This window comes from Bartonella vinsonii subsp. berkhoffii ATCC 51672 (assembly GCF_902825225.1).
Taxonomy (GTDB): domain Bacteria; phylum Pseudomonadota; class Alphaproteobacteria; order Rhizobiales; family Rhizobiaceae; genus Bartonella; species Bartonella berkhoffii.
Window position 1 is genome coordinate 1 of record NZ_CADEAK010000006.1, and the last position, 25,083, is coordinate 25,083.

At 38.7% G+C, this 25,083-nt stretch carries 16 protein-coding genes, 2 tRNA genes and 2 pseudogenes; 14 read left to right on the forward strand and 6 right to left on the reverse strand.

The window, feature by feature from the left end:
* Positions 1-87, forward strand: a pseudogene (locus tag J7R10_RS04170) (lambda exonuclease family protein); the annotation flags it as partial.
* A gap of 74 nt (positions 88-161) precedes the next feature.
* A complete protein-coding gene (locus J7R10_RS04175) occupies positions 162-365 on the forward strand; it encodes a helix-turn-helix transcriptional regulator (protein ID WP_010704800.1) in 204 nt (67 codons plus the stop codon).
* 99 nt (positions 366-464) lie between these two features.
* Here J7R10_RS04175 and J7R10_RS04180 read toward each other — a convergent pair.
* Positions 465-540: transfer RNA gene (locus tag J7R10_RS04180), tRNA-Phe, on the reverse strand.
* A 398-nt stretch (positions 541-938) separates the two neighbouring features.
* Here J7R10_RS04180 and J7R10_RS04185 point away from each other — a divergent pair.
* From J7R10_RS04185 to J7R10_RS04195, 3 genes are all read left to right on the forward strand, one after another.
* A complete protein-coding gene (locus tag J7R10_RS04185) occupies positions 939-2,102 on the forward strand; it encodes a phosphoserine transaminase (RefSeq protein WP_010704801.1) in 1,164 nt (387 codons plus the stop codon).
* Positions 2,103-2,489: 387 nt separating this feature from the next.
* On the forward strand, positions 2,490-3,779 hold the full coding sequence (locus J7R10_RS04190; protein ID WP_010704802.1) for an adenylosuccinate synthase: 1,290 nt from the start codon (positions 2,490-2,492) through the stop codon (positions 3,777-3,779).
* 229 nt (positions 3,780-4,008) lie between these two features.
* A complete protein-coding gene (locus tag J7R10_RS04195) occupies positions 4,009-5,433 on the forward strand; it encodes a hypothetical protein (protein ID WP_010704803.1) in 1,425 nt (474 codons plus the stop codon).
* A 156-nt stretch (positions 5,434-5,589) separates the two neighbouring features.
* On the opposite strand, the gene rpoH is transcribed toward J7R10_RS04195, so the two are convergent.
* The 3 genes from rpoH to J7R10_RS04210 all read right to left on the reverse strand — a co-directional run bounded on the left by rpoH (position 5,590) and on the right by J7R10_RS04210 (position 9,082).
* Positions 5,590-6,468, reverse strand: coding sequence for an RNA polymerase sigma factor RpoH (gene rpoH / locus J7R10_RS04200; protein ID WP_010704804.1), 879 nt, complete (start codon positions 6,466-6,468; stop codon positions 5,590-5,592).
* A gap of 152 nt (positions 6,469-6,620) precedes the next feature.
* Positions 6,621-7,619 carry an RluA family pseudouridine synthase gene (locus tag J7R10_RS04205; protein ID WP_010704805.1) on the reverse strand — a complete coding sequence of 333 codons (999 nt, stop codon included), beginning with the start codon at positions 7,617-7,619 and terminating at the stop codon, positions 6,621-6,623.
* A gap of 32 nt (positions 7,620-7,651) precedes the next feature.
* On the reverse strand, positions 7,652-9,082 hold the full coding sequence (locus J7R10_RS04210; protein ID WP_010704806.1) for an aldehyde dehydrogenase family protein: 1,431 nt from the start codon (positions 9,080-9,082) through the stop codon (positions 7,652-7,654).
* Between the two features lie 448 nt (positions 9,083-9,530).
* Here J7R10_RS04210 and J7R10_RS04215 point away from each other — a divergent pair, with 448 nt between their 5' ends.
* Both J7R10_RS04215 and J7R10_RS04220 read left to right on the forward strand, forming a co-directional pair.
* Complete coding sequence (locus J7R10_RS04215; protein ID WP_010704807.1) at positions 9,531-12,053, forward strand: DNA translocase FtsK; 2,523 nt, start codon at positions 9,531-9,533, stop codon at positions 12,051-12,053.
* 207 nt (positions 12,054-12,260) lie between these two features.
* The gene (locus J7R10_RS04220) at positions 12,261-14,534 is read left to right on the forward strand and encodes a PAS domain-containing sensor histidine kinase (RefSeq protein WP_010704808.1); all 2,274 of its coding nucleotides are present in this window, start codon (positions 12,261-12,263) and stop codon (positions 14,532-14,534) included.
* 18 nt (positions 14,535-14,552) lie between these two features.
* On the opposite strand, the gene mscL is transcribed toward J7R10_RS04220, so the two are convergent.
* A complete protein-coding gene (gene mscL / locus J7R10_RS04225) occupies positions 14,553-14,966 on the reverse strand; it encodes a large conductance mechanosensitive channel protein MscL (RefSeq protein WP_004864449.1) in 414 nt (137 codons plus the stop codon).
* Between the two features lie 548 nt (positions 14,967-15,514).
* On the opposite strand from mscL, the gene J7R10_RS04230 reads away from it, so the two are divergent.
* The 7 genes and pseudogenes from J7R10_RS04230 to edd all read left to right on the forward strand — a co-directional run bounded on the left by J7R10_RS04230 (position 15,515) and on the right by edd (position 23,945).
* Positions 15,515-16,603, forward strand: a complete 1,089-nt coding sequence (locus J7R10_RS04230; protein ID WP_010704809.1) for a quinone-dependent dihydroorotate dehydrogenase — start codon at positions 15,515-15,517, stop codon at positions 16,601-16,603.
* 134 nt (positions 16,604-16,737) lie between these two features.
* Positions 16,738-16,814 (forward strand) — tRNA-His (locus J7R10_RS04235).
* Between the two features lie 176 nt (positions 16,815-16,990).
* Positions 16,991-18,418, forward strand: coding sequence for a glutamine synthetase family protein (locus tag J7R10_RS04240; RefSeq protein ID WP_010704810.1), 1,428 nt, complete (start codon positions 16,991-16,993; stop codon positions 18,416-18,418).
* A gap of 11 nt (positions 18,419-18,429) precedes the next feature.
* Positions 18,430-19,713, forward strand: coding sequence for an NAD(P)/FAD-dependent oxidoreductase (locus J7R10_RS04245; RefSeq protein WP_010704811.1), 1,284 nt, complete (start codon positions 18,430-18,432; stop codon positions 19,711-19,713).
* A gap of 119 nt (positions 19,714-19,832) precedes the next feature.
* On the forward strand, positions 19,833-21,308 hold the full coding sequence (zwf, locus tag J7R10_RS04250; RefSeq protein ID WP_010704812.1) for a glucose-6-phosphate dehydrogenase: 1,476 nt from the start codon (positions 19,833-19,835) through the stop codon (positions 21,306-21,308).
* A gap of 10 nt (positions 21,309-21,318) precedes the next feature.
* A complete protein-coding gene (gene pgl / locus J7R10_RS04255; protein ID WP_015398810.1) occupies positions 21,319-22,056 on the forward strand; it encodes a 6-phosphogluconolactonase in 738 nt (245 codons plus the stop codon).
* A 66-nt stretch (positions 22,057-22,122) separates the two neighbouring features.
* A pseudogene (gene edd / locus J7R10_RS04260) lies at positions 22,123-23,945 on the forward strand (phosphogluconate dehydratase).
* Between the two features lie 49 nt (positions 23,946-23,994).
* Here edd and folD read toward each other — a convergent pair.
* Positions 23,995-24,894 carry a bifunctional methylenetetrahydrofolate dehydrogenase/methenyltetrahydrofolate cyclohydrolase FolD gene (folD, locus tag J7R10_RS04265; RefSeq protein WP_010704815.1) on the reverse strand — a complete coding sequence of 300 codons (900 nt, stop codon included), beginning with the start codon at positions 24,892-24,894 and terminating at the stop codon, positions 23,995-23,997.
* Positions 24,895-25,083 lie beyond the last annotated feature (189 nt).

Consider the following 25,083-nt stretch of genomic DNA (forward strand, 5'->3'; position numbering starts at 1 on the left):
CACATTGAAGAGATTAACAAAGCAGTTGAAGTTTTTTTAGCGGAAATAGAGCAAGACATGAAAAAGATTTTGACAAAAGCTGCTTAAAGCTATGGGGGTGCTCCTCTCCTCCCGAGCATCCCCGCCCATTTAATTAATATAAAAAAGAGAAAGGTAATGAGATGATATTTGATGATGGTGATAGATATGTAACGACATGTGAATGCGCAGAGCTTTTTAGCGTATCCACAACAACGATTCGCAATTGGGTGCTTCAGGGGTTATTTCCGGAGCCATATAAGCTAGGGAGAGCAGTAAGGTGGAGAAAGAAAGAGATCTTAGCCTTCACTCCAAAGAAAAATAAGGAGCAAATAGGAGCAAATTAGGTAAGATTGTATAAACCGTAGAAGGTGGTCTGAAAGGTGGTCTGAAAATAGCTCTTTAAAGAAAAAATCTATATATTACAGCGTGTTAAGAAAAGAAAATGGTGCCCAGACGCGGATTCGAACCACGGACACGCGGATTTTCAGTCCGCTGCTCTACCAACTGAGCTATCTGGGCACGTTTCACAAAACACGTGAAACGTGTGCGGTTATAACATTAAAATTTTCTCTGTCCAGTCATGAAACGAAAAATAATTGATTTTTTATAAGTTTATCTCCGTATTCTAAGCAATATAATGACTCTTTCCAATAAAATAAACTTGATAGCTATGTCACGTTAGTGTATCGTTATCAGGATGCTGTCTTTATCGTGGTGATGACGCGAGGAAATTATTTTAGAGAATCAATCTCGAAGCATGGTTTAAGAGAGATGTTTTTAAAAGATTTCCGCGTATTTTGAGCTTACGAAATAAATAGAAAACATTTTTGATTTTTGTTCGCAAAGACTATTGGCGCAGTCTTTGTCGTAAGACGCCTTTCTTTAAAGAAAGGCAAGCCGTCTAAAGGGGAGAAAGAATGATCACGTTAAAAAAACCAAGTTGTCGTCCAAATAATCCTAATTTTTCTTCAGGTCCTTGTAGTAAACGTCCTGGTTGGAGTCTTGAAGTTCTTAAAAATGCATTAGTTGGACGTTCACATCGATCGAAAGAAGCGGCATTAAGACTTGCTGAAGTCGTTAATTTAACCCGTGAGGTTCTTGAAGTGCCTTCTGATTATCGTATAGGAATTGTTCCTGCTTCAGATACCGGTGCTGTTGAGATGTCTCTATGGTCTTTATTAGGTGAGCGTGGCATTGATATGGCGGCGTGGGAAAGTTTTGGATCGGGATGGATTGCAGATGTTGTTGAGCAATTAAAACTTCCTGATGTGCGATGTTTTGAAGCCCCTTATGGTGAATTACCAGATTTAACACAAATTGACTTTGATCGTGATGTTGTTTTTACATGGAATGGAACGACTTCAGGTGTGTGTATTCCTAATGCAGATTTTATTCCAGATGAGCGAGCAGGGTTGACAATTTGTGATGCAACATCAGCAGCTTTTGCGCAAAATCTTGATTTTTCAAAATTAGATGTTGTTACTTTTTCATGGCAAAAAGTTTTAGGAGGGGAAGCAGCACATGGTATGTTGATTTTAAGTCCCCGTGCTGTTGAAAGACTTGAGAGTTATGTTCCAGCTTGGCCTATGCCGCAAATTTTCTCTATGACGAAAGAGAGAAAATTAAACGAAGATATTTTTAAAGGGGTAACCATTAATACACCTTCTCTGCTATGTGTTGAGGATTTTCTTGATGGTTTAAAGTGGGCAAAGGCGCAGGGAGGTTTAGGGGCATTAATAGCGCGCGTTGAGAAAAACTTTTCTGTACTTGATGCTTTTGTTCGTAAAACTCCGTGGTTAGAATATTTGGCAAAAGATCCTCACATACGTTCTCATACATCTGTTTGTTTGGATATTGTTGATCCCGTTATTACTGCTTTAGAGACTGAAAAGCGGGTATCTTTTATAAAAGCGGTGGTGAAGCATCTTGATGAGGAGGGAGCTGCTTATGATATTGGTTCATATCGAGATGCTCCTCCAGGACTGCGGATTTGGACGGGTATAACGATTGAGGCTTCCGATCTTGAAATTTTAACGCAGTGGCTTGAATGGGCATATCAAGTTGAAAAAGCTCGGCTTTAAGTCACTCTTAGCGATTTTTCCAGAAAAAAGAATACGGGAGATTATCATGATCTTTCGTATTTTTATATCGTACAAACAGTTTGCAAATGCTGTATAGATTGTAAAAGGTCACAAGGGGGGAGGGATGCTTTGTCAAGTGTTGACGACAAAACTAGCAAAAGCTCTCAATTTTTTTACTTTTTGTGAAAAAAATGACTGATTTAAAATAAAAATATATTTCATAATGCTAGTGTTTTTGCCTTTTATTATCATGAATCTGAAAATTTAATGACTTAAAGATTGGGAAAAAGCTGAAATGAAGAGTCGCACTTGCTCTAAGGTTTCGTTATAAAGAGGCACTTGTTTTTGAATGCTGGTTTTATTTGACAAAATGCGACGGAGAAAGTTATGGCCAATGTAGTAGTTGTCGGTACACAATGGGGTGATGAAGGCAAAGGTAAAATTGTAGATTGGCTGTCTGAACGGGCAGATATTGTGGTGAGATATCAAGGCGGGCATAATGCAGGTCATACATTGGTTGTTGATGGGGTTAGTTATAAATTATCGCTTTTACCGTCTGGTTTAGTTCGTGGAAAGTTATCAATTATCGGTAATGGTGTTGTTATTGATCCCCACCATTTTGTAGCAGAATTAAAAAAACTACGTGAACAAGGTATAAAAATTACTCCAGAAATTTTACGTATTGCTGAAAATGCTCCGTTGATTCTTTCTTTGCATCGTGATCTTGATGCGACTCGTGAAAGCGGTTTATCTGGTTTAAAAATTGGTACGACAAAGCGTGGTATTGGTCCAGCTTATGAAGATAAAGTGGGGCGTCGTGCTATCCGCGTGATGGATTTGGCAGAATCTGAAACGCTTATGGCTAAGATCGAACGGCTTTTGGGACATCATAATGCTTTGCGGCGTGGGATGGGTGTTGCAGAGATTGATTCTCAAACGCTTTATGATGAGTTGATGCAAGTAGCGGATGAAATTCTACCCTTTATGGATTGTACGTGGCGTCTTTTAGATGAAAGTTATCGGATGGGAAAGCACGTTCTTTTTGAGGGTGCACAAGGTGCTTTATTAGACAATGATTTTGGAACTTATCCTTATGTGACGTCATCTAACACAGTTGCTGGACAGGCATGTACTGGTTCAGGTATGGGACCTCACGCAATTCATTATGTTTTGGGGATTGCAAAAGCTTATACAACACGTGTTGGAGAAGGACCATTTCCAACAGAGCAGATAAATGATATTGGCGAATTTCTTGGGATGCGTGGGTATGAATTTGGTGTTGTAACGGGTCGAAAACGCCGATGTGGTTGGTTTGATGCGGTCTTAGTACGACAGATGGTATCGGTTTGTGGTGTTCAGGGGATAGCACTGACGAAGCTTGATGTTTTGGATGGTTTGGATGAAATTAAAGTTTGTATTGGTTATGAGCTTAATGGTAAAAAGATTGATTATTTACCCTCCTCCATGGGAGCCCAAGCCCGTGTAAAACCTATTTATGAGACATTAGAAGCTTGGAAGGAAGCAACAGCACATGCGTTGAGATGGGAGGATTTACCAGTACAGGCTGTCAAATATATAAGGTATATTGAAGAACAGATTAACACAAAGGTGGCTTTATTATCCACTAGCCCTGAGCGTGAAGATACTATCCTTATTACTGACCCTTTTGCAGATTAATCATTATTTATGATTTTTCTACGGGTTTTTCTGTGTTTTTATACCAAGAGAGTTTTAAGAGCAAAGGAGAGAAAAGTATAAATAGCATTGTTTATTTTTCACATTCATTTTAAATTATTACGATAGTTGTATCGATATAAATGACAATCAATTTAGAAGGCTAAGAGGAGGGGGTTTTTAGCTTCATGATTGGGGTTTCTTTTTTCAGTCTGAGAAAGACATAGAAGATATGGTAGATTTCGTTGGAATCTTAAAAAAGGCAATTAATGCGCAGAGTCATGGTACACCACAAGTGCGTAAGCGGATTTATAAACGGGCTATCGAAACATTAGAACATCAGTTTGTCGCGGCAAAAGTACCACACGCAATAATAGATGAGCAGAGAAAGATTTTACATAATGCTATTACAACTGTTGAAGAAGAGTATTTAGCAGTTGAAAAAAAGTTGCTTTCTTCAGTAATTGGATGGAATCCTACACACACTGCTGAAGATGACAAGCACATACAAAGTTCGAAATTGCCGCAGAATAATGCGTTTTCAGAGGTAGAAACAAAAGAAAGACAGGGGTCTTTTATAAGTTCAAAGGACAAAAAGGCACTTAATAAGCCTTATGTACCAGTTATGCCAGATGCAGAGCCTGTCAATATGAAAGCGGATTTTCCTTCTCAACATATTGATAACAATATGAAAGCTTCCCCTTTAACTTCTTCTTCGCAAGGTGATAATCCGCACATTGTTTCGCATATTTTTTCTCAGGCTTTGCGTCGTGCTCATCGGTCATCTATGCAGAAGCGGATTATGATAAGTACTGCTGCTTTTACTAGTTTTGTCCTTTTAACTGCTGGTATTTGTTTCGTTGGGGGGCGTGTGTTTGTATCAGATGATTACAAATTAACGGAGCAAAATCTTCAAGTTTCTCATACATTACCAAAGGCAATTTCGATTAACCAAAAATTCACGAAACGTTTATTAGAGGATGGAAGTGAAGTTGACGTCGGTTTAGATAAAACAGCAGATTCTTCGAATGAAGAAGGAACCTCAACAGTTGTTGCGAATAATATGCAATTACCTGAGAAACTAGGTGAAGCTGTTTTTTATCAAGCGCGTACAAATTCTGATACAGAAAAAATGGCAACAGGGAGTGCTCGTTGGACGCTTATAAAGGAGTCTCGTGTAAAGGGGGCTCCAGAAGAATCAGCCATACAAGGTGATATAACAATTCCAGATGAAGGGTTATCATTGCGGTTAATTTTACGTCGTAATACAGATATGTCTTTTCCTGCTGCCTATATGATGGATCTTATCTTTATTCCTACTGATAAATTTTCAGGTCAAGCTATAAGTAATGTTCAAGCATTAACTTTTAAAGCAAGTGAACAATCCATTGGACAGGCTTTAACAAGGGCTGTTGCAGCGAAGATTGACGATGATTTTTTTCTTGTTGCTTTGAGTGGCAATCATCCATTTCTTGACCGGAATTTACAATTGATGCGGGAATTGGATTGGGTGCGCTTGGTGTTAACTGATAAAAACGGACGTATAAATGAATTAACCTTTGCAAAAGGGCCAACAGGTGAGTCTATTTTTAATGAAGTTATTGGACAATGGCTTGCGCAAGCAGATAAGCTCACAGTTCTTGGTCAGAAAAAATAAAACACTAATGTGAATAATGGGAAAAACCATACAACAAACCCTTTTGCTAAAGGGGTTCTGTTGACCGTTTCAAGAGTACAAAGCCAATACAGCTTTTCTTCTTATCAAGAACATGCAAACAAATTGAATTTATATCTAATTTCGTAAGCTCTACACTTAACTTTGGGATAAAGCAGAAGCTTTGATAGAATTTTGTACTTTTTCAAATGCACGCATTTCAATTTGTCTGACACGTTCACGACTAATATTAAATTCACTTGAGAGCTCTTCTAGCGTTAATGGTTTATCGCTTAAACGACGAGCTTTAAATATACGCTTTTCACGTTCATTTAGGTTGTCCATAGCATTTACAAGCATGGAACGACGATTTTCCAATTCACTTTGTTCAATCAAAGCCTGTTCTTGATTGTCGGAGTCATCCACCAACCAATCTTGCCATTCACCGTTTTCACCTTCTTTTGTGCGAAGAGGTGCATTGAGCGAAGTGTCACCACCAAGTCGGCGGTTCATAGAAACAACTTCATCTTCTGTGACATTCAATTGGGTTGCAATTTCTTTTACTTGTTCCGCATTAAGATCGCCGCTGTCAAGGGCTTGAAGCCTACTTTTCAATTTACGAAGATTGAAAAACAAACGCTTTTGATTAGCGGTTGTCCCCATTTTTACCAAACTCCAAGACCGCAATACATATTCTTGAATTGATGCTTTAATCCACCATATTGCATAGGTCGCAAGGCGAAACCCCCGTTCCGGCTCGAAACGCTTAACAGCCTGCATAAGCCCAACATTGCCTTCTGAAATAACTTCCCCAATAGGCAACCCATAGCCTCGATATCCCATGGCGATTTTGGCTACAAGGCGCAAGTGACTCGTTACCAGTTTATGTGCAGCTTTTAAATCATTGTGTTTACGATAACGTTGAGCCAGCATATATTCTTCCTTTGGCTCAAGCATTGGAAAACGACGTACTTCTTCTAAGTAACGATTCAATCCTCCGTCACCTGTTGTGACTGATAGCAGATTCATATGGGCCATAAAGCACCCTCCTTTTGTATGAATTCCCTCATAAGGCAAATTCTTTTTCCAGATATTATAAACATCTTTTCAACTCTACCCTAGCATAATTTTCAAATTTGTTCAAAAAGAGATATCTATTGTGAAATCCTGATAAGGAAAAAAGTTTCAATTTATTTTTTAAAATGCTTGATAAGTGCAGCCATATCTTGAGGGAGTGGTGAAGAAAAAGACATAATTTGGCTTGTCGCAGGATGTTCAAAAGTAAGGCTAGCGGCATGGAGTGCTTGACGGTTGAATTGATCAATTGCATTTTTAAGGGTGGGATTGAGCATATTTGATTTTGTTCTAAAAGCATTTCCATAAACAATATCACCTATGAGCGGGTGTCCAATATGAGCCATATGAACACGAATTTGATGCGTGCGTCCAGTTTCCAAACGACATTCCAGAAGACTGGCAAAAGGGGGGGTATTTGCACAGGTTCTATATTTTTCGAGGAGAGAAAAATGTGTAACAGCATGGCGCGCATGAGTATTTTGGTTATGGACGACAGCTTGCTTTGTTCGGTTATGGGAAGAACGACCAAGGGATGCATCAATTGTCCAAACATTGCGACTAGGAGATCCCCAAATCAAAGCGTGATAACGCCGATCTAATGCGCAAGTACGTCCATGGTCAGAAAATTGGGCACTGAGGTTTTTATGAGCGAGATCATTTTTTGCGACAACCATAACGCCACTTGTGTTTTTATCGAGACGATGAACAATACCAGGGCGCTTAACACCGCCGATACCAGACAAACTGTTACCGCAGTGATAAATAAGGGCATTCACCAATGTTCCGGTCCAATTCCCATTGCCGGGGTGAACAACAAGACCAGCTGGTTTATTGATGACAATAACATGATCATCTTCAAAAAGAATGTCCAAAGTGATGGCTTCACCACGAGGTTCTGCATCACGAAGGACAGGCATTGTCAATTCAATAATTTGGTTGGGTCTTAATTTTGTTTTTGGTTCCTTTATGAGTTGACCATCAACTTTAAGACAGCCTTCACGGATGAGGGTTTGTAGGCGTGAACGTGACAGGGCATTGTGGTATTGTTTAGCAAGCCACTGATCGAGTCGTTGTCCAAGAGCATCTTCATCCGTTATTCGCTGTGTGATCATACAATTCCTATTAAGCTTTTAATAAGATCTTTTTACCAATATGAAATTGCTTTGGTATCGAGAAATTCTTTAATTCCCCAATGACTGCCTTCACGAGCACGTCCAGAAAATTTTACACCTCCAAAATAACTCCCACTAGGCAACCCATGTCCGTTAATTTCTACCATACCGGACCGTAGTTGGGCTGCGATACGACGACATTTGTTGCGATCTTGTGATTGTATATAGTTTGTAAGACCATATTCGGTATCATTGGCAAGAGCTACTGCTTCATCTTCTGTATTAAAGGAAAGAATTGAAAGAACTGGACCAAAGATTTCTTCTCGAAAAATACGCATATGAGGTTTTACATCGGTAAAGACAGTGGGGCGTACATAATAACCGCGCTCCATTTCCATTGGTAAACCAGTTCCACCTGCAACAAGAGTTGCACCTTCATCAATTCCGGATTGGATAAGATTTTGAATTTTATCGTATTGTTGTCTTGAAACTACGGGACCAATATGATTTCCTGCTTGATGGCTTGGTCCCACTTTTGTCTGTTCTGCAATTTCTTTGGCTGTTTGGATAGCTTTGTCATAGAGGGCTTGTTCCACAAGCATACGGGTTGGGGCATTACAGCTTTGTCCACTGTTATAAAAGCAGTGTCGTACCCCACGTTGAATAGCGTCTGTATCGGCATCAGCAAAGATGATATTAGCGCCTTTACCTCCAAGTTCCAGACAGACTCGTTTTAAAGTATTGCTGGCATTTTTAGAAATATCTTTTCCAGCTCTGGTTGATCCAGTAAAACTAATCATTTCGAGATCTGGATGAGCAGAGAGGTAAGAGCCAACGTTAGCACCATCACCATTGATTAAGTTAAAAACTCCGGCAGGCAAAGCGGCTTCATCTAAAATTTCAGCAAAGAGCATAGCAGAAAGAGGAGCAATTTCAGAAGGTTTTAATACCATCGTGCAGCCAGCTAAGAGAGCAGGGATGACTTTAAGTGTTACTTGGTTCATAGGCCAATTCCATGGAGTAATGAGTCCTACAACGCCGATGGGATCATAATGGAGAATTGCTTGTTCATTTCCTTCTATTAAAACCTCTTGGAATGAAAACTCTTTATAAGCTTTGATAAAGTTGCGAATATGAGAACTGCCGGTTGCTGTTTGCGCATTGAGTGCCATATCAATTGGTGCCCCCATTTCTATTGAAATGGTTTTTGCCATATCTTCCGAGCGTTTTTCGTAGATTTCTAAAATTTTTTCAACGAAACCAAGACGTTCACTAGGCTGGGTTGTTTTCCAAGTTTGAAAAGCTGCTTTAGCAGCGTTAATTGCTTTGTCTGCGTCTTTTACGCTACCAAGGCTAATGACAGCACAAGCTTCTTCTGTCGATGGATCAATGACGTATAGATCGTGAGGAGTGCTTGGATCATCCCATAGACCATTGATATAAAATTTCCGCTTATTAAACATGAACATTCCCTCATTTTTCTCTTTTTATATTGTTAAATTTTACCCTATTTGATCCTTTTTAAACAAGAATAACAAGGATAATTTTATCAAAGCAAGAAATTGATTTATTTTTATGACAACAAAGCATGGAGAATTGAAAGAGCACTTATGATAGGAGTTGTTTATATTATTGTGCTCATCATTTTTATGAAAGAAGCAAGGAAGAGAATAATTGACAGTTTTTTTATCAGAGAGTTTTCTTCAAAATAAAGAGAGTACAGCTTCATGACATCATGAATTTTGTGATTTATCCAGTGTTTACGGAGACAATCTCGTGAAAAGAAATTATGGCATTATTTTTTGTTAAAAAATGACAGCCAGCAAAATGTTATTAACCTTCATGCTATAGTCTCTATGTATTCTTTTTGAAGAGGCAATTGTTCTCATTATTATAAGTTTGTTGGGTATCATGCATAATTCGAAAAAAAAATCTGTTTCTACGTCTTCTTTTTCTGATGAGAATCCACAAAGTGCATCAGAAGGCAATGCTTCTACTAAGATTGTTGAGATATTTCCTTATCCGGAAGTATGGAAGAAGGCATTTTCTTTGGGGCAGAACGTGCGTTTTACAAGGACACCAGAAGTTGAAATTTTACGTCGTCGGATAGAAACAGATCCAGTTTTTGCAAAACAGTTTAAAATTTTTACAAAGCAAGAGCAAAAAAATCTGACAAATATTATACGTACACACAAAAAAACAAAAAATCTCTCATTAACAAAAAGAGTCATTAATTCTCAATCGATAGAGAATAAAACATCAATTTGTCATTCAGCGGTTTTGAAGCAGTTGTCACGGCAAGCTGTTAGTAGGCCACTTGAGAAGGATACAGAGGAGAACAAATTACAAGTAGAAAGTGTGGAAGAAAAAATAAAGCCTGTTTTTCATCTTTCTGATGATGCATTTTTTGAGTGTGAATCTTTTATGCTAGAACAGGTTGATGCTCAAATTTCAGGAGAGGATTTGTCAATTGAGTGCACAAATAATGAGAGTACATCCGATACGCCTTCTGCCTTTGATGAATCAATTACTGCTCTTTACCGTGTCCTTGAATATCGCTTTCCACAATTTTACGATTCAATTACAGCAGAAACTCCAGCGGGAAAGATTCGGGAAAGAAAGCAAATTTCTGATTTAATGTATGCAAAGAATCACCCTGTTAAAGAAAATCAAGAGTGTTATTCTAAGCTTGTTTTTAAAGACTCTTCTGATGGGTTAAGCGATGGAGAGGTTTCTATAGAAACCAAAAATACGAGCAATATTGCTTGCTCTACATCAAAAAATATCACAAAGAAATCAAAAGATTCTTCTGTAATGAGAGCAAAAGGCGAATCATTACGATCTACTAGCACGTTGTTAAGCAATTATAATTCCTCTTTTAGGTCAGATGTTCAATCTTTTGATGATGCTACTTATGAGTTTCCTCCAATTAATTTATTGCAGGAACCTGTTTTTCATGAAGGCACGGTGATTCCGCAGGAAACATTAGAACGTGGTGCTGGACTTTTGGAAAGTGTTTTGGAAGATTTTGGCATTAAGGGTGAAATTATCCATGTTCATCCAGGACCAGTGGTGACAATGTACGAGTTTGAGCCTGCAGCTGGAGTAAAATCATCGCGGGTCATTAATCTTTCTGATGATATTGCGCGTTCTATGTCTGCTATTTCTACACGCGTAGCTGTCATTCCTGGACGCAATGTTATTGGAATTGAGTTGCCAAATGCAGTTCGTGAAACCGTTTATTTACGGGAATTAATCCAAACAAGTTCTTTTCGTGAAAACCAATTTAAACTCGCTCTTGCTCTGGGGAAAGGGATTAATGGTGAACCGGTCATTGCAGAATTGGCAAAAATGCCTCATTTATTGGTTGCAGGAACAACAGGATCGGGCAAATCCGTTGCAATTAATACAATGATTTTGTCGATTCTTTATCGCATGACACCAAAGCAGTGTCGTTTGATCATGGTTGACCCTAAAATGTTAGAACTTTCTGTTTATGATGGTATTCCTCATCTTTTAACGCCTGTTGTAACGGATCCGCAAAAAGCTGTAACAGCTTTAAAATGGGCAGTTCGTGAAATGGAAGAGCGTTACCGAAAAATGGCTAAGTTAGGTGTGCGTAATATTGATGGTTTTAATGCTCGAGTTGCCCTTGCAGCACAAAAAGGCGAAACGATCATGTGTACTGTACAATCGGGTTTTGATAAGGAAAGTGGGGAAATACTGTATAATGAAGAAGCAATGGATTTAACGCAGCTTCCTTATATTGTTGTGATTGTTGATGAGATGGCTGATCTCATGATGGTAGCAGGGAAAGAAATTGAAAATGCTATTCAACGTTTAGCACAAATGGCGCGTGCAGCGGGAATCCATCTTATTATGGCGACACAACGTCCTTCTGTTGATGTTATCACTGGTACGATTAAAGCAAATTTTCCGACCCGTATTTCTTTTCAGGTTACATCGAAAATAGACAGCCGTACAATTTTGGGAGAACAAGGTGCTGAAACACTTTTGGGGCAAGGAGATATGCTTCATATGGCAGGTGGTGGACGTATTGTACGCGTTCATGGGCCTTTTGTTTCTGACGAAGAAGTTGAATCCGTTGTGGCACATCTTAAAATGCAAGGAAAGCCTGATTATTTAGCAACGGTAACGGATAGTGAAGACAAGAACACAGAAGATGAGTTGGCCGCTTCAGTTTCTGGAGTTTCAAAGGAAGAAAGACTTAATGAAGATGGTGAGGAACTTTATATGCAAGCTGTAAAGATTGTTATGCGTGATAAAAAATGTTCAACATCTTATATTCAACGCAGGCTTGCAATCGGTTATAATAAGGCAGCTTCTCTCGTTGAGCTCATGGAAGAAAGAGGCGTTGTTGGAGCTGCTAATCATGTAGGGAAACGTGAAATTTTACTTAATGAGTACACGTAGTAAGCAAGACAATTTTAAGAATATATGGCTTTAAAAATGCCTCACGATCATTATTTAAATGGTTAATGCTTGCTTTATGTTATGAGAGCGGGAGGGGGCTGTATTTGTTTTTAAACTGTGGAATATTGAATGGGGAATGCCAAAATAGAAGCGATATTTTGTATTAAGGTTATTGGTATGTAGCATAAATACAAAGAAGGGTTGGAGATGTCTTTTACATTTTTAGATTATCTGGAATGTGAAGAAATTAAACAAACCTTCATGCGAGGACAGAGGGCTTTTGTTCTTTCCTCTGATTGTAACAGTCTTCTTTGGTCCAATGGGGCAGCGGCATATTTTTTTGGTTTTTCTTCTGTAGCGGATATGATGAAAGACCGGTCTTTTTTAGACCAAGTGGAGCATCATAAAATATTGAAGAGTGCTCAATGTGCACGTTCTATTGCATTAGATGGTTTAAAGCATATTGCTGAATTTTCTGTAGTTTCTGTTGATATTATTGGTTTAGGCAAGGTATTTTTATTAGAAGCCTCTCTGGAAGAGGAAAGGATTTCTCTTATCTCTGGTTTGGATGATGCAACAATGTCCGTTGCAATAATTGGTGAACACGCAACAATATTAGAAGCTTCTTCTCATTTTTCTTTTGTTGATGAGACAATTCAAATTCTCCTACAGACGATTGATCATGAGAAGCCAGTTAAAACCATTTTATCGATAGCAGGTGTTTATACACAAGTTGGTATTATTCGTTTAGAAACAAAACCAGCAAGTTTTTTGGTTTTATGCATGCCATTAAAAGCGGAAGAGTTGAAGAGTAAACAGGAGCTTTTTCATTTTAGGCCCGAACTTTTACCACAACGGTTTACTTGGAGGATGGATAAAAATGGACGATTTTGTGATGTTTCAAAAGAGTTAGCTGAAATTGTTGGGCCTCTATCGTCTTCTATTTTAAGGTCTGATTTTTGTGAACTTACCAAGAGATTTAGTGATGAACGGTATCAACCCTTAAGTGACTTTATTAAAGCAGCTTTACCTTGGAGCAAATGGACTGTTCAATGGCCTATTGATGATTATCCAGAGTGGCTTGATGTTGAATTATCTGCTGTACCAATTTTTGATAACAAACAACGGCTTGAGGGATTTCATGGCTTTGGTATTTTGAGGATGCAAGAAAAGGGACAAGAGAAAAAGGATGAGAATCTGGAGAAAAAAACACCAACTCTTTCAGAGATAGAGCGTTCAGCATTTCGTGAAATTGCACAACGGTTGCGTGGAGAATTGGATTCATCGGTAGGATGTGATCATTTGGTTAAGGAGACAGCTGTTTTGTTGCCAAGTGCACAGACATTACCGGAAAATGTTATAGAACAAACTCTCATAAAAGAACCAGCAGTTGTTTTATCATTATTGGATACAGCAACGGATGGCATTTTTTGGTTGGATGAACAGGGGGATATTCGAGCGGCAAGCAGTGCTGCTTTGGCATTAACTGGCTATGAAATCAACGAATTATTGGCACAGCCATTATCATCATTATTGACTTTGCAAAGTCGATTTTTGTTTGAAAAATATTTTAAGTTGATCCGTGTGAAAGAAAAAAATCAGGTTTTTCATTGTGGTGAGAGAGCAGAACTCGTGACGAAAAGTCATAAAAATATAATGGTTTCTATGACGATTATCCCTTTGGCACGACAAGACAATTATGCTGTTATATTGCATAATATGACAGGAGTAATTCTACCAATAGATAAAAAAATAGAAGAGAATCAAATGGTTGTGGTGATTCATGAAATACGAACACCTTTAAATGCTCTCATTGGTTTTGCAGAAATTATGAAAGATGGCCGTTTTGGTCTGATAGACAATGAGCGGTATCGTGGATATTTACGCGATATTATCTCATCTGGAAAACATATATTATCGCTGGTTAATCAATTACTAGAATGCTCGAAAGCAAATTATTCTAGCTTAAATAACAAGATTAATATGTCCGCGGAAGCGTTTGATGTGATATCTTGTTTACGTGCCAGTATAACTTTTCTTGAAACACAGGCTAATCATAATGGCATTATGATGCGCATTGCTGCTCCATCGCATGTGCCATTTATTGGTGTGTCACAACAGATATTTCGGCAAATTATATGGAATCTTCTTTCCAATGCCATCCGTTTTACACCATCAGGCGGACAAATTATTGTTCACGTTTCTTATGGAAAAAAAGAGCACGTAAAGATTTCAGTAAGTGATAACGGTGTCGGGATGAGTGATGAAGAGATTATACAAGCATTGCAACCCTATGGACAGGTAGAGCGCAAAGATGGACGCTCTGGCGACAGCGCTTTTGTTGGAACAGGTTTAGGACTCCCGATGTGTAAGGCAATGGTAGAAGAAAGTGGTGGCCAATTTTTGTTATTCTCAAAACCCAATCATGGAACAACTGTGGAAATGTTTTTTCCTGTGTACCCTGCGTCAAAAGTTCCATGAGTTAAATCACGCATAAGTTTATTTTTTCTTAGCCAAAAGATCTCTGATTTCTGACAGAAGTTGTTCTTCTAGAGACATTTTTTTTGAACTTTCTTCTTCTTCTTGTTTTCGACGGAGCTTATTCATAGCTTTAACAAATAGAAAAAGGACCCAAGCAATAATGAGAAAATTAATAAGTAAAGTTATAAAGTTGCCGTAGCTAATGGTTGCTCCCGCTGCTTTAGCGGCACTCAATGTAGCTTGTTTTTCACCAGCAAGCTGAAGAAACATGTTAGAAAAGTCAATTCCACCTGTAATAAGTCCAATGATTGGCATAAAAATATCGTTGACAATTGAATTGACCAAACCACCAAAAGCTCCTCCTATAATCACGCCGATGGCGAGATCAATCATGTTACCTTTTAAAGCAAATTCCTTGAATTCTTTAAGCATTGCGTCTTCCCCTTTATGTATGCGATAGATGCTCATTTTAATTATCGCTTTTGATAAAAAAGAAAAGGGCAGTTATGATTTTCTTGGTAAGCATTATATTATAATATGAAAATTCTTTTTTTGAAAATATTATGATATATTTAAAAATTAACAAAGGTCATTGTTTGACTTCATATAAAAGAGTATCACATAGAGTACAGAATGATAAAAAGCTTTTTAAAGTGCTATCTATTCTCTTTTTTAACTAAATGCGGAGCATTTTGATTGATTTATAAAATTGTTTCAGGTTTTTTTATAATACAATTAAAAAAATGCTTCACTACACAATGTGAACAATTGTGAAAAAGAGAACAATTTTTTTAAAAATCAGAAAAATCTTTTTTTCAATGTTCATAAAGAGTATGAGCGATAATGTTATAAAATCTTTTGCCGGTGAGATTTCTATTCTTGTTTGAATAGCATACCATCTCTTATGGAATGTTATGCGTGTTAAAAAGAAAGTTTGTGCAAGACATAAGGGGACGTTTTTATGTTGTGGAGAAAAATAAATGAATTTTTTTCGTTGTATTGGTCGTTCTGCTTTATTTATGTTAGATCCAGAACATGCACACCGTTTAGCCATTATTGGTCTGAAAAGTGGATTGAACAGCTATCAAAAGGTCGTTGATAAGCGTTTAGAAGTAACAGTTGCGGGTCTCAAGTTTGAAAATTTTGTTGGTCTTGCAGCGGGATTTGATAAGAATGCAGAAGTTGTTGATGCTATTTTTCAATTAGGATTTGGTTTTACTGAAATTGGTACAGTAACGCCAAAACCTCAGGGGGGAAGTCCTAAACCACGACTTTTTCGCTTAAAAGAAGATGAAGCAATTATTAATAGAATGGGATTTAATAATGACGGATATCACGTTGTTTACAGCAGACTTTGTGCATGTAAACACCTTGGTATTATAGGAATCAATATTGGTGCCAATAAGGATACGGTTGATAAGATTAATGATTATACTGCTGGTATTGCCTATTTTTATGATGTTTCTGATTATTTTACGATTAATATTTCTTCGCCTAATACGCCGGGGTTGCGCGCTTTACAAGCGCGGGACAGTTTACATCTTTTGATGAATGCAATTTCGCAGGCGCGCAATGAGCAAAAGAAAAAACATGGATTTTCCGTTCCCATTTTTTTAAAAATTGCACCTGATTTATCAGAAAAAGAATTGGATGATATTGCTGAAGAAATGAAGTTTTCTGATTTTGATGGGCTTATTATTTCCAATACCACTCTTTCACGCCAAGGACTTAACAATAGTTTTTTCAGTGGTGAGGAAGGGGGGCTTTCTGGACGTCCACTCTTTGAGCGCTCTACCATTGTGCTTGCAAAAATGCGTCAAAAATTAGGTAAGGAGATAGCAATTATTGGCGTTGGTGGTGTAAAGGACACACAAACGGCTTTAGAAAAAGTTAAAGCAGGTGCAGATTTGATTCAATTGTATAGTGGGATGGTTTATGAGGGACCAGATCTTGCTGTCACTATTCTGAAAGAGATTTTGCAGTGTATGCAGCAAGATGGGGTTGAGAGCATAAAAGCTTATCGTGATCATAGTGTTGAGTATTGGGCAAAGCGCGCGCTTCCTTTATAAAAACTCTTTTTTTGATAAAAAATGCGGGATTTTTTTAAATGGGCTTGCAAACTCTTTTATTCTTCCTTATGTCACACAGACAGAGAATAAGTGTTTACAAAAGAGTAAACACTTATGATACATTAAGTTTTTATGCGGTTGTAGCTCAGTTGGTTAGAGCGCTGGTTTGTGGCACCAGAGGTCGTAGGTTCAAATCCCACCAACCGTACCATTTTTTACTCTATTTGATAGTGTAAGCAGCTTATAATGATGGTAAGGTCTCTTTTACCTTGATAGAAGTTGTGGCATTCTTTAAACATTACATTGATAAAGTTTTTTTGTGAAGTTCATAGATGGGATGGTACCATGAGGGCGGAATTTGGTTATTTTTTTTTGAGTTAATGTGTCATGGCTGTGAAAAATGGTAAACAAATGAAAAATGAGGTTTCTAAACCTGTTTCTGGCTTTCTAAAAAATTTACGTGGTGTAAATAATTGGGAGCAAGTTTCGCAGTGGCTTGCTTTCCGTAATGTAGAAGATATTGAGTGTATTACGCCTGATCAAGCAGGTGTACCACGTGGCAAGATGATGCTTTCTAAAAAATTTACATCAGAAACATCGTTGGCATTGCCTTCAGCCGTTTTTGTGGCAACAATTTCAGGCGATTATCCTGAAGATGGACATGGTTTTGAATATCCCAAAACAGATGGAGATTTACGCCTTGAACCTGACCTTTCTACGTTAAGCATTGTGCCATGGGAAGAAGCGCCTACAGCGCAAGTGATTTGTGATCTTGTGTATCAAAACGGGCAGATTGTGGATTATACACCACGCAATGTTTTGCGAACAGTGATTGATTTTTACACAAAAATGGGTCTAAAGCCGGTTGTTTCACCAGAAATCGAGTTTTATTTAGTAGAAAAAAATCCTGATCCTGATTATCCTTTAGTACCTCCAGTTGGTCGTTCCGGACGATCAATTGGCGGGGGACAGGGCTATTCGATTGCCGGTGTAAATGAATTTGATGAGTTCATTGATGATATTTATCATTTTTCAGAAGCACAAGGGTTGGAAATTGATACGCTCATTCATGAGGAGGGAGCTGGCCAGTTTGAAATCAATTTACGCCATGGTGATCCAATTGAATTAGCTGATCAAGTGTTTATGTTCAAACGCACAATTCGTGAAGCGGCACTTAAGCATAATATGTACGCGACTTTTATGGCCAAGCCCATTCAAGGACAGCCGGGTTCTGCTATGCATATTCACCAGTCGGTTGTTGATCAGAAGACAGGTATGAATATTTTTACCCAAGAAGATGGTAAGGAAAGTGTCTTTTTTCGCCATTTTATTGGTGGATTACAAAGACATATGGCGGGGGGACTTGTTATGCTGGCTCCTTATGTAAATTCTTATCGACGTCTTATGCCTGATATTTCAGCACCTGTTAATTTGCGATGGGGATATGATAATCGTACCACGGCTTTTCGTGTACCTCGCTCTGCTCCACAAGGACGGCGTGTTGAGAATAGACTCCCTTCGTCAGATGCGAATCCCTATTTAGCTCTTGCAGCTTCTTTGGCTTGCGGTCTCATTGGATTACAGCAAAAGCTTGAACCTGATGAACCGACAACAAATAATGTCAATGCTGATAATATTGAATTACCACGTGGACTCATTGAAGCGGTCACCTTATTTGAACAAGATACAGCGATACGTGCAATTCTAGGAGATGTATTTGTCAGTACTTATGCTGCAATCAAACGACAAGAGTTTGAAACTTTTATGGAAGTGATTAGTCCGTGGGAGCGTGAATATCTCTTGCTCAATGTTTGAGGTTTATCACGATGATGAATGACAATCCGATTTCTCCGGGAATTTCTTGGTATGAAGATGGTTTAAAAGAACGCCCCTCTTATCCGTTTTTGGATGAACAGATACAGTGCGATGTGGTTATTATCGGCGGTGGATTTACAGGCCTTTCAGCAGCTTATCATTTAGCTAAGGCTGGCGTTCATGTTGTTGTGTTTGAAGCTTCACGGTTTGGTGATGGTGCTTCAGGGCGCAATGGTGGGCAATTGGGTACGGGGCAAAGACAATGGGTAGAAACACTGGAAAAAAAATATGGTTTTGAGCGAAGTAAAGTCCTCTTTGATCTCGCTGAAGAAGCCAAAAGAGATGTTTTATCTTGGTGTGCGATGTCCAATTGTCAGTGTGACTTTATGGAAGGGCATCTTTCCGTTACTCATAAAAAACGTAAACTCACATCTTATCAACGGCATGTGGAAACGATGCAGCGTTATGGCTATCAGGGGCTTACTTTTATGGATAAAAATGAAACAGCTAAACGACTTGGCTCTTCTTTTTATCATGGTGGTATTTATGATGCGAACACTGGTCATATAAATCCTCTAAAGCTTGTTGTTGAGTTGGCAAAAAACGCAAAAAACGCTGGTGCTAAGCTTTATGAGAAGACACAAGTAACTGCAGTAAAACGCGATGGTAGCCATTATAGCGTGCTAACAGAACGGAGCAAAATAAAGGCTGAACATGTTTTATTGGCGACCAATGGTTATAAACTTGGACTTCAACATTTTATTGAAAAAAATATTTTTTCTATCCGCTCTTATATTGGAGCAACTGAACCCTTATCAAAAGACAGTCCCATTCTTCAGAGAGGCGAATCGGTAGATGATTCCCGTTTTATGGTACGCTATTTTCGTAAAAGCACTGATAATCGCTTATTATTTGGTGGAGTAGAAAGTTATGATAATCAGTATCCTGCAAATTTAGATGAGTGTATACGACGGCAGATGATTGAAATTTATCCTCATCTACACTCTATAAAGCTGACTCATCATTGGGGGGGGACGGTTGCAATCACAGTTGAGCGTATGCCTTATGTTCGCCAACTTCTTTCGGGTATAACTTATTGTGGTGGTTATTCAGGACATGGGGTTATACTTGCTCCTTTTATAGGGAAATTATATTCTGAGTGGCTCACTGGGAAGCGTGAACGTTTTGCGTCTTTTCAGGATTTAAAGATTTCATCTTTCCCAGGTGGGAAAGCTCTGCGTTATCCGCTTGTGTTTTTGGCAATGCGCTGGTTTTCTTTAATGGATCATTTGTAACTGGATATTGTTTAAAACGAAGAAAATTAATGGCTTGTTTAAGATCTGTCTGCTTTAATAATTGGAGCTTCTATAAATTGTTTAAGCTTTTATAATTAAATGGGAAGAGAGACAAGTTCATGGTGAGTCAAATTATTCCAGTCTCTTCCTTTGATTGTATTGTTTTTGGTGGCAATGGCGATTTAACGTCACGCAAACTTATTCCAGCTCTCTATCATTGCCAGTGTGTTGGACAATTGAGTGAGCCAACACGTATTATTGGGGTTTCACGCTCTTCACTGAATAGTGAAGAGTATCAAAATTTTGTTCGCGCTTCTCTAGAAAAACATGTTCATCCAAAAGATCTCAATCAAATTGAACTGAACCGTTTTCTTTCGCGTTTAACCTACGTTTCTGTTGATATTACATCAGATCGGGGATGGCGTGATCTTGCTCTAGTGCTGTCAAAAAATCCAGCTGATATTCGGGCTTTTTATTTAGCGATTGGTTCGCATCTTTTTGATGATATCGCGATGAGATTAGGCCAAAATGGTTTGGTAACGCAGAAAACACGGATTATTATTGAAAAACCTATTGGCCGTGATGTAAGAACAGCAATTGCACTCAATGATATATTTGCAAGAGTGTTTAATGAAGATCAAATCTTTCGCATTGATCATTATCTTGGCAAGGAAACAGTTCAAAACTTAATGGCATTGCGCTTTGTCAATACACTCTATGAGCCGTTATGGAATTCCAATTATATTGATCATGTTCAGATAACGGTTGCTGAATCTTTAGGATTGGAGGGACGTGCAGAATATTATGAAAGTGTGGGTGCACTACGCGATATGGTACAAAACCATATGCTGCAATTGCTCTGTTTGGTTGCTATGGAAATACCATTTACCAATAGAGCAAATGCTGTGCATGATGAAAAACTGAAGGTCTTACATTCTTTAACACCTCTTGATGTGCATAATGTAGAGCAATACACTGTACGTGGGCAGTATCTTTCTGGTATCTTGAATGGTGTTTCTGTAGGCTCTTATCTTGATGATTTAGGGAAAAAAGTCAGTAAGAGCGAAACATTTGTAGCACTTAAGGTTAAGATTAACAATTGGCGTTGGGCAGAGACACCTTTTTATTTACGAACCGGTAAACGCATGTCTACACGGATGTCTGAAATTGTTGTCGTTTTTAAACCCATCCCTCATAATATTTTTACTACGAATTTTGATGAAATTTTTTCTAATCGGCTCGTTATTCGTCTTCAGCCTAATGAAGGGGTAAAACAATGGTTGATGATTAAGGATCCAGGTCCTGGTGGTATGCGATTTCGTCATATTCCATTGGATATGAGTTTTGCATCTGCGTTTTCTGAACGTAATCCTGATGCTTATGAACGCCTCTTGATGGATGTTATTCGCGGAGATCAAACCCTATTTATGCGTCGAGATGAAGTTGAGGCTGCTTGGGGTTGGATTGATCCTATTCTTGAGGGATGGCAAGCAATACAGCAGCCTGTTCATGGATATAGTGCTGGTTCGTGGGGGCCATCTGCTTCGACACTTTTGATGGAACGTGATGGGCGTATATGGAACAACTTAGTTTAGAGTAATGAGTGTGCATGGAATGAATATTGACCGTTTAAATTTTGAAACACCGGCGACCCTAGCTTTAGCATTAGCTGATCATGTTGCAGCAGAGCTTAGTGTGGCTGTCCTTGAGCGTAAGCGCGCAATTTTAGCAGTTTCTGGTGGTAAAACACCAGAATTGTTTTTTCATTATTTGTCAAAAGCTGATATTGATTGGCAAAATATTATCATCACTTTGGTTGATGAACGCTTTGTACCTACTCAGCATGAGCGTTCAAATGAACATAAGGTACGGCGTCATTTGTTACAAAATTTTGCAGCTAAAGCGCATTTTGTAGGACTTTATCATAAGGCAATCACTGTTGAGCTTGCTGCTTTTTCAGCCGCTAGTCATATCAATACCTTGCCTAAACCATTTGATGTTATTGTTTTAGGAATGGGGAAGGATGGACATACTGCTTCTTTTTTTCCTGATGCTAATCGTTTGAAACAAGCACTTGATCTTCAAACGCAAGCACTTGTTTTGCCACTTCATGCAAAGAGTGCTCTTGAGCCAAGACTTACGCTCACTTTGCCAGTTATTATACAATCTCGTTGTATTGTTCTCCATTTTGAAGGTTTTCAGAAACGCGATTGTTTTGAAGCAGTTTGTCAGGATGGGGATGAAATAGAAATGCCTGTTCGTGCAGTTTTACGCAATGCCCATCATCTTGTTCAGGTTTATTGGTCACCGAATGAAAATGAAATAAGTGAAGTGAAAATGTGATACAGATGTAGAGGATACGCAATCTCTCGTTAATGATGGAAAGCGTAAATGAGGGGGTATAAAACTATGGCACTTTCTAAGATAATTGCTACGGTTACACGAAAGATTTATGAGCGTTCTCTATCAATACGAGAAATTTATTTAGATCGCATTGCGAAGGCGCAGGAAAATCTCCCCAAGAGAAGTTTTTAGGATGTGCCAATCAGGCTCACGGGTTTGCGGCCAGTGGTCAAATAGACAAAGAGCGACTAAAGCGTAATATTGTTGGAAATATTGGTATTATCACTGCATATGATGATATCCTTTCATCACATCAACCTTTTTCATCTTTTCCTCACCTCATTAAAGAGGCTGCCCGTATGGTTGGTGGTGTTGCACAAGTGGCAGGCGGTGTTCCTGCAATGTGTGATGGTGTAACACAAGGAAATGCGGGAATGGAGCTTTCTCTTTTTTCGCGTGAAGTGATTGCAATGGCGACAGCTATAGGCTTATCACACGAACTGTTTGATGCTGCTTTGTATCTTGGCGTTTGTGATAAAATCGTACCTGGTTTAATAATTAGGGCGCTCACATTTGGTCACTTACCAGGAATTTTTGTTCCAGCTGGGCCTATGACAAGAGGGCAAGGCAATGATGAAAAAGCCAAGATACGCCAGCTTTACGCAGAAAATAAGATAGATCGCCAAACATTGCTGGAATCAAAAGCGCGTTCTTACCATGGACCAGGAACATGTACATTTTATGGGACCGCTAACTCAAATCAAGTGATACTGGAGATGATGGGGCTACATATGCCGGGAAGCTCTTTCAGCAATGCGGACACACCATTGCGTGATGCTTTAACAAAGGAAGCTACTCAGCGTGTACTTGAAATGACAGCTCTTGGTGATGGTTATAGTCCCCTTGGTATGATAATTGATGAACGTTCTTTCGTGAATGCTATTGTAGGATTAAATGTGACAGGAGGATCGACCAACCATGCGATTCATTTGATTGCTATGGCTGCTTCTTGCGGTATTCAATTGACATGGCATGATATTGCAGAAATTTCCTCAGTTGTTCCTCTTTTAGCACGGATTTATCCTAACAGTTTGGCTGATATTAATCATTTTCATGCTGCTGGTGATATGGGATTTGTTATTCGCGAGCTCATTGAGGCAGGGCTTGTGCACGAAGATGTCTGTACAGTTTTTGGTAAAGACCTCAATGCTTATGCAATTGAAGTAAAACTTTCCGCTGATGGTAGCGTGATGCGTGTGCCTGCTCTCAAGGAAAGTGGTGATCAGAAGGTATTAGTAGGGTGGAAACACCCCTTTCAACCTGATGGTGGTATTCGTGTTTTATCAGGAGATTTAGGGACAGCTATTATTAAAGTTTCTTCTGTTAAATCTGAACATTGGCGAATTGAAGCACTCGTTCTTGTCTTTGATGATCAAGAGGGGTTACAAAAGGCTTTTAAATCTGGAGCATTGAATGACAAAGACTTTATCGCTGTCATCCGTTATCAAGGGCCAAGAGCTAATGGCATGCCAGAACTTTATAAATTAACGACAATTTTAGGTCTTTTACAAGATCGAGGTCAAAAGGTAGCGTTAATAACGGATGGTCGTATGTCCGGTGCATCAGGGAAAATTCCTGCCGCAATCTACGTGACACCAGAAGCTTTGGAGAGTGGTCCCATTGCGCATTTGCAAGATGGTGACATCATTCGTCTTGATGCGCATATAGGAAAATTAGCTCTTTTGGAAGATTTGTCAAAATTTAATGCACGAACGATCATACTTCCTGATCTTTCAAAGAATGAATATGGTGTTGGGCGTGAGCTTTTTCGTGTTTTTCGCCAATCCGTTAACCGTGCAGATCAAGGGGCATCTGTTTTGATAGTATGAGTAAACGAATATTCATTGCAATAAATATGAAAAATATGCGTAAGATTTCTTAAAATTTGGGTACAGGCAGATTGTGTGCTCGAGCAGCTGCTTTGAGCGTATTCACCATGAGCATGGCAATTGTCATAGGTCCAACTCCTCCTGGAACAGGGGTAATTGCAGCAGCTTTTCCTTTTATTTCTTCAAAATCGACGTCACCAACAAGACGTGTCTTTTCTATACCTTTTTCTGGAGCTGCAATGCGGTTAATGCCAACATCAATAACAATGGCACCATTTTTAACCCAGTCTTTTTTAATCATTTTTGGGTGACCTATAGCTGCTACTAAAATATCCGCGCTACGACATACATCATCAAGGTCACGGGTACGACTGTGGGCAATTGTTACGGTAGCATTTGCAGCTGTTAAAAGAGCGGCCATAGGTTTTCCTACAATATTAGAGCGTCCAATAACAACGGCATCAAGACCGGATAAATCTCGCCCGCATTGTTGTTCAATCATCATCATAGCGCCTGCTGGTGTACAAGGAATGATAGCATCTTCAAGGTTATTGGTTGCGAGTTTTCCTACATTGATATAATGGAAGCCATCCACATCTTTTTGGAAAGCAATGGCTTGTGTTATGCGGTTTGTATTAATATGGGCAGGCAGGGGAAGTTGTACTAAAATACCATGGATTTTAGGGTCAGAATTTAATGCAGCAATGCGTTGAAGAAGTTCGGGTTCTCGTGTTTCTTTGGAAACCATATGTTTAATTGAAAAAAAACCACATTCTTCGGCTTTTTTGCTTTTCGATGAGACATAAACCTGACTTGCAGGGTCATCTCCGACAATAATGACGGCGATACCAGGTTGTATATTGTAGTGATTGCGAAGTTTTGTTGTTTCAGCCTTAACTTTTACAATAATCTCTTCAGCGAGCTTTTTTCCGTCGATAATATTATTCATTTGAGAGAGATCCTTTCGATAGGGCTGTTTATTTTTTTGTAAAGCATTTGCTGACAATACAATAGCGTTTTATACAACTATTCCTATAAGAACAGTAAGAATGGTACGACGATATTATGTATTTTATAGTTTTTGGTAGCTTTTAAAATAATCACTTTGTAAAGAAGCAGCAACATTGCTGTTCTCATA

Excerpts from the sequence above, each read along its gene's own strand:
- J7R10_RS04175 (WP_010704800.1), top strand. The coding sequence starts at position 162 with ATGATATTTGATGATGGTGATAGATATGTAACGACATGTGAATGCGCA.
- J7R10_RS04185 (WP_010704801.1), top strand. The coding sequence starts at position 939 with ATGATCACGTTAAAAAAACCAAGTTGTCGTCCAAATAATCCTAATTTT.
- J7R10_RS04190 (WP_010704802.1), top strand. The coding sequence starts at position 2,490 with ATGGCCAATGTAGTAGTTGTCGGTACACAATGGGGTGATGAAGGCAAA.
- J7R10_RS04195 (WP_010704803.1), top strand. The coding sequence starts at position 4,009 with ATGGTAGATTTCGTTGGAATCTTAAAAAAGGCAATTAATGCGCAGAGT.
- rpoH (WP_010704804.1), bottom strand. The coding sequence starts at position 6,468 with ATGGCCCATATGAATCTGCTATCAGTCACAACAGGTGACGGAGGATTG.
- J7R10_RS04205 (WP_010704805.1), bottom strand. The coding sequence starts at position 7,619 with ATGATCACACAGCGAATAACGGATGAAGATGCTCTTGGACAACGACTC.
- J7R10_RS04210 (WP_010704806.1), bottom strand. The coding sequence starts at position 9,082 with ATGTTTAATAAGCGGAAATTTTATATCAATGGTCTATGGGATGATCCA.
- J7R10_RS04215 (WP_010704807.1), top strand. The coding sequence starts at position 9,531 with ATGCATAATTCGAAAAAAAAATCTGTTTCTACGTCTTCTTTTTCTGAT.
- J7R10_RS04220 (WP_010704808.1), top strand. The coding sequence starts at position 12,261 with ATGTCTTTTACATTTTTAGATTATCTGGAATGTGAAGAAATTAAACAA.
- mscL (WP_004864449.1), bottom strand. The coding sequence starts at position 14,966 with ATGCTTAAAGAATTCAAGGAATTTGCTTTAAAAGGTAACATGATTGAT.
- J7R10_RS04230 (WP_010704809.1), top strand. The coding sequence starts at position 15,515 with ATGAATTTTTTTCGTTGTATTGGTCGTTCTGCTTTATTTATGTTAGAT.
- J7R10_RS04240 (WP_010704810.1), top strand. The coding sequence starts at position 16,991 with ATGGCTGTGAAAAATGGTAAACAAATGAAAAATGAGGTTTCTAAACCT.
- J7R10_RS04245 (WP_010704811.1), top strand. The coding sequence starts at position 18,430 with ATGATGAATGACAATCCGATTTCTCCGGGAATTTCTTGGTATGAAGAT.
- zwf (WP_010704812.1), top strand. The coding sequence starts at position 19,833 with ATGGTGAGTCAAATTATTCCAGTCTCTTCCTTTGATTGTATTGTTTTT.
- folD (WP_010704815.1), bottom strand. The coding sequence starts at position 24,894 with ATGAATAATATTATCGACGGAAAAAAGCTCGCTGAAGAGATTATTGTA.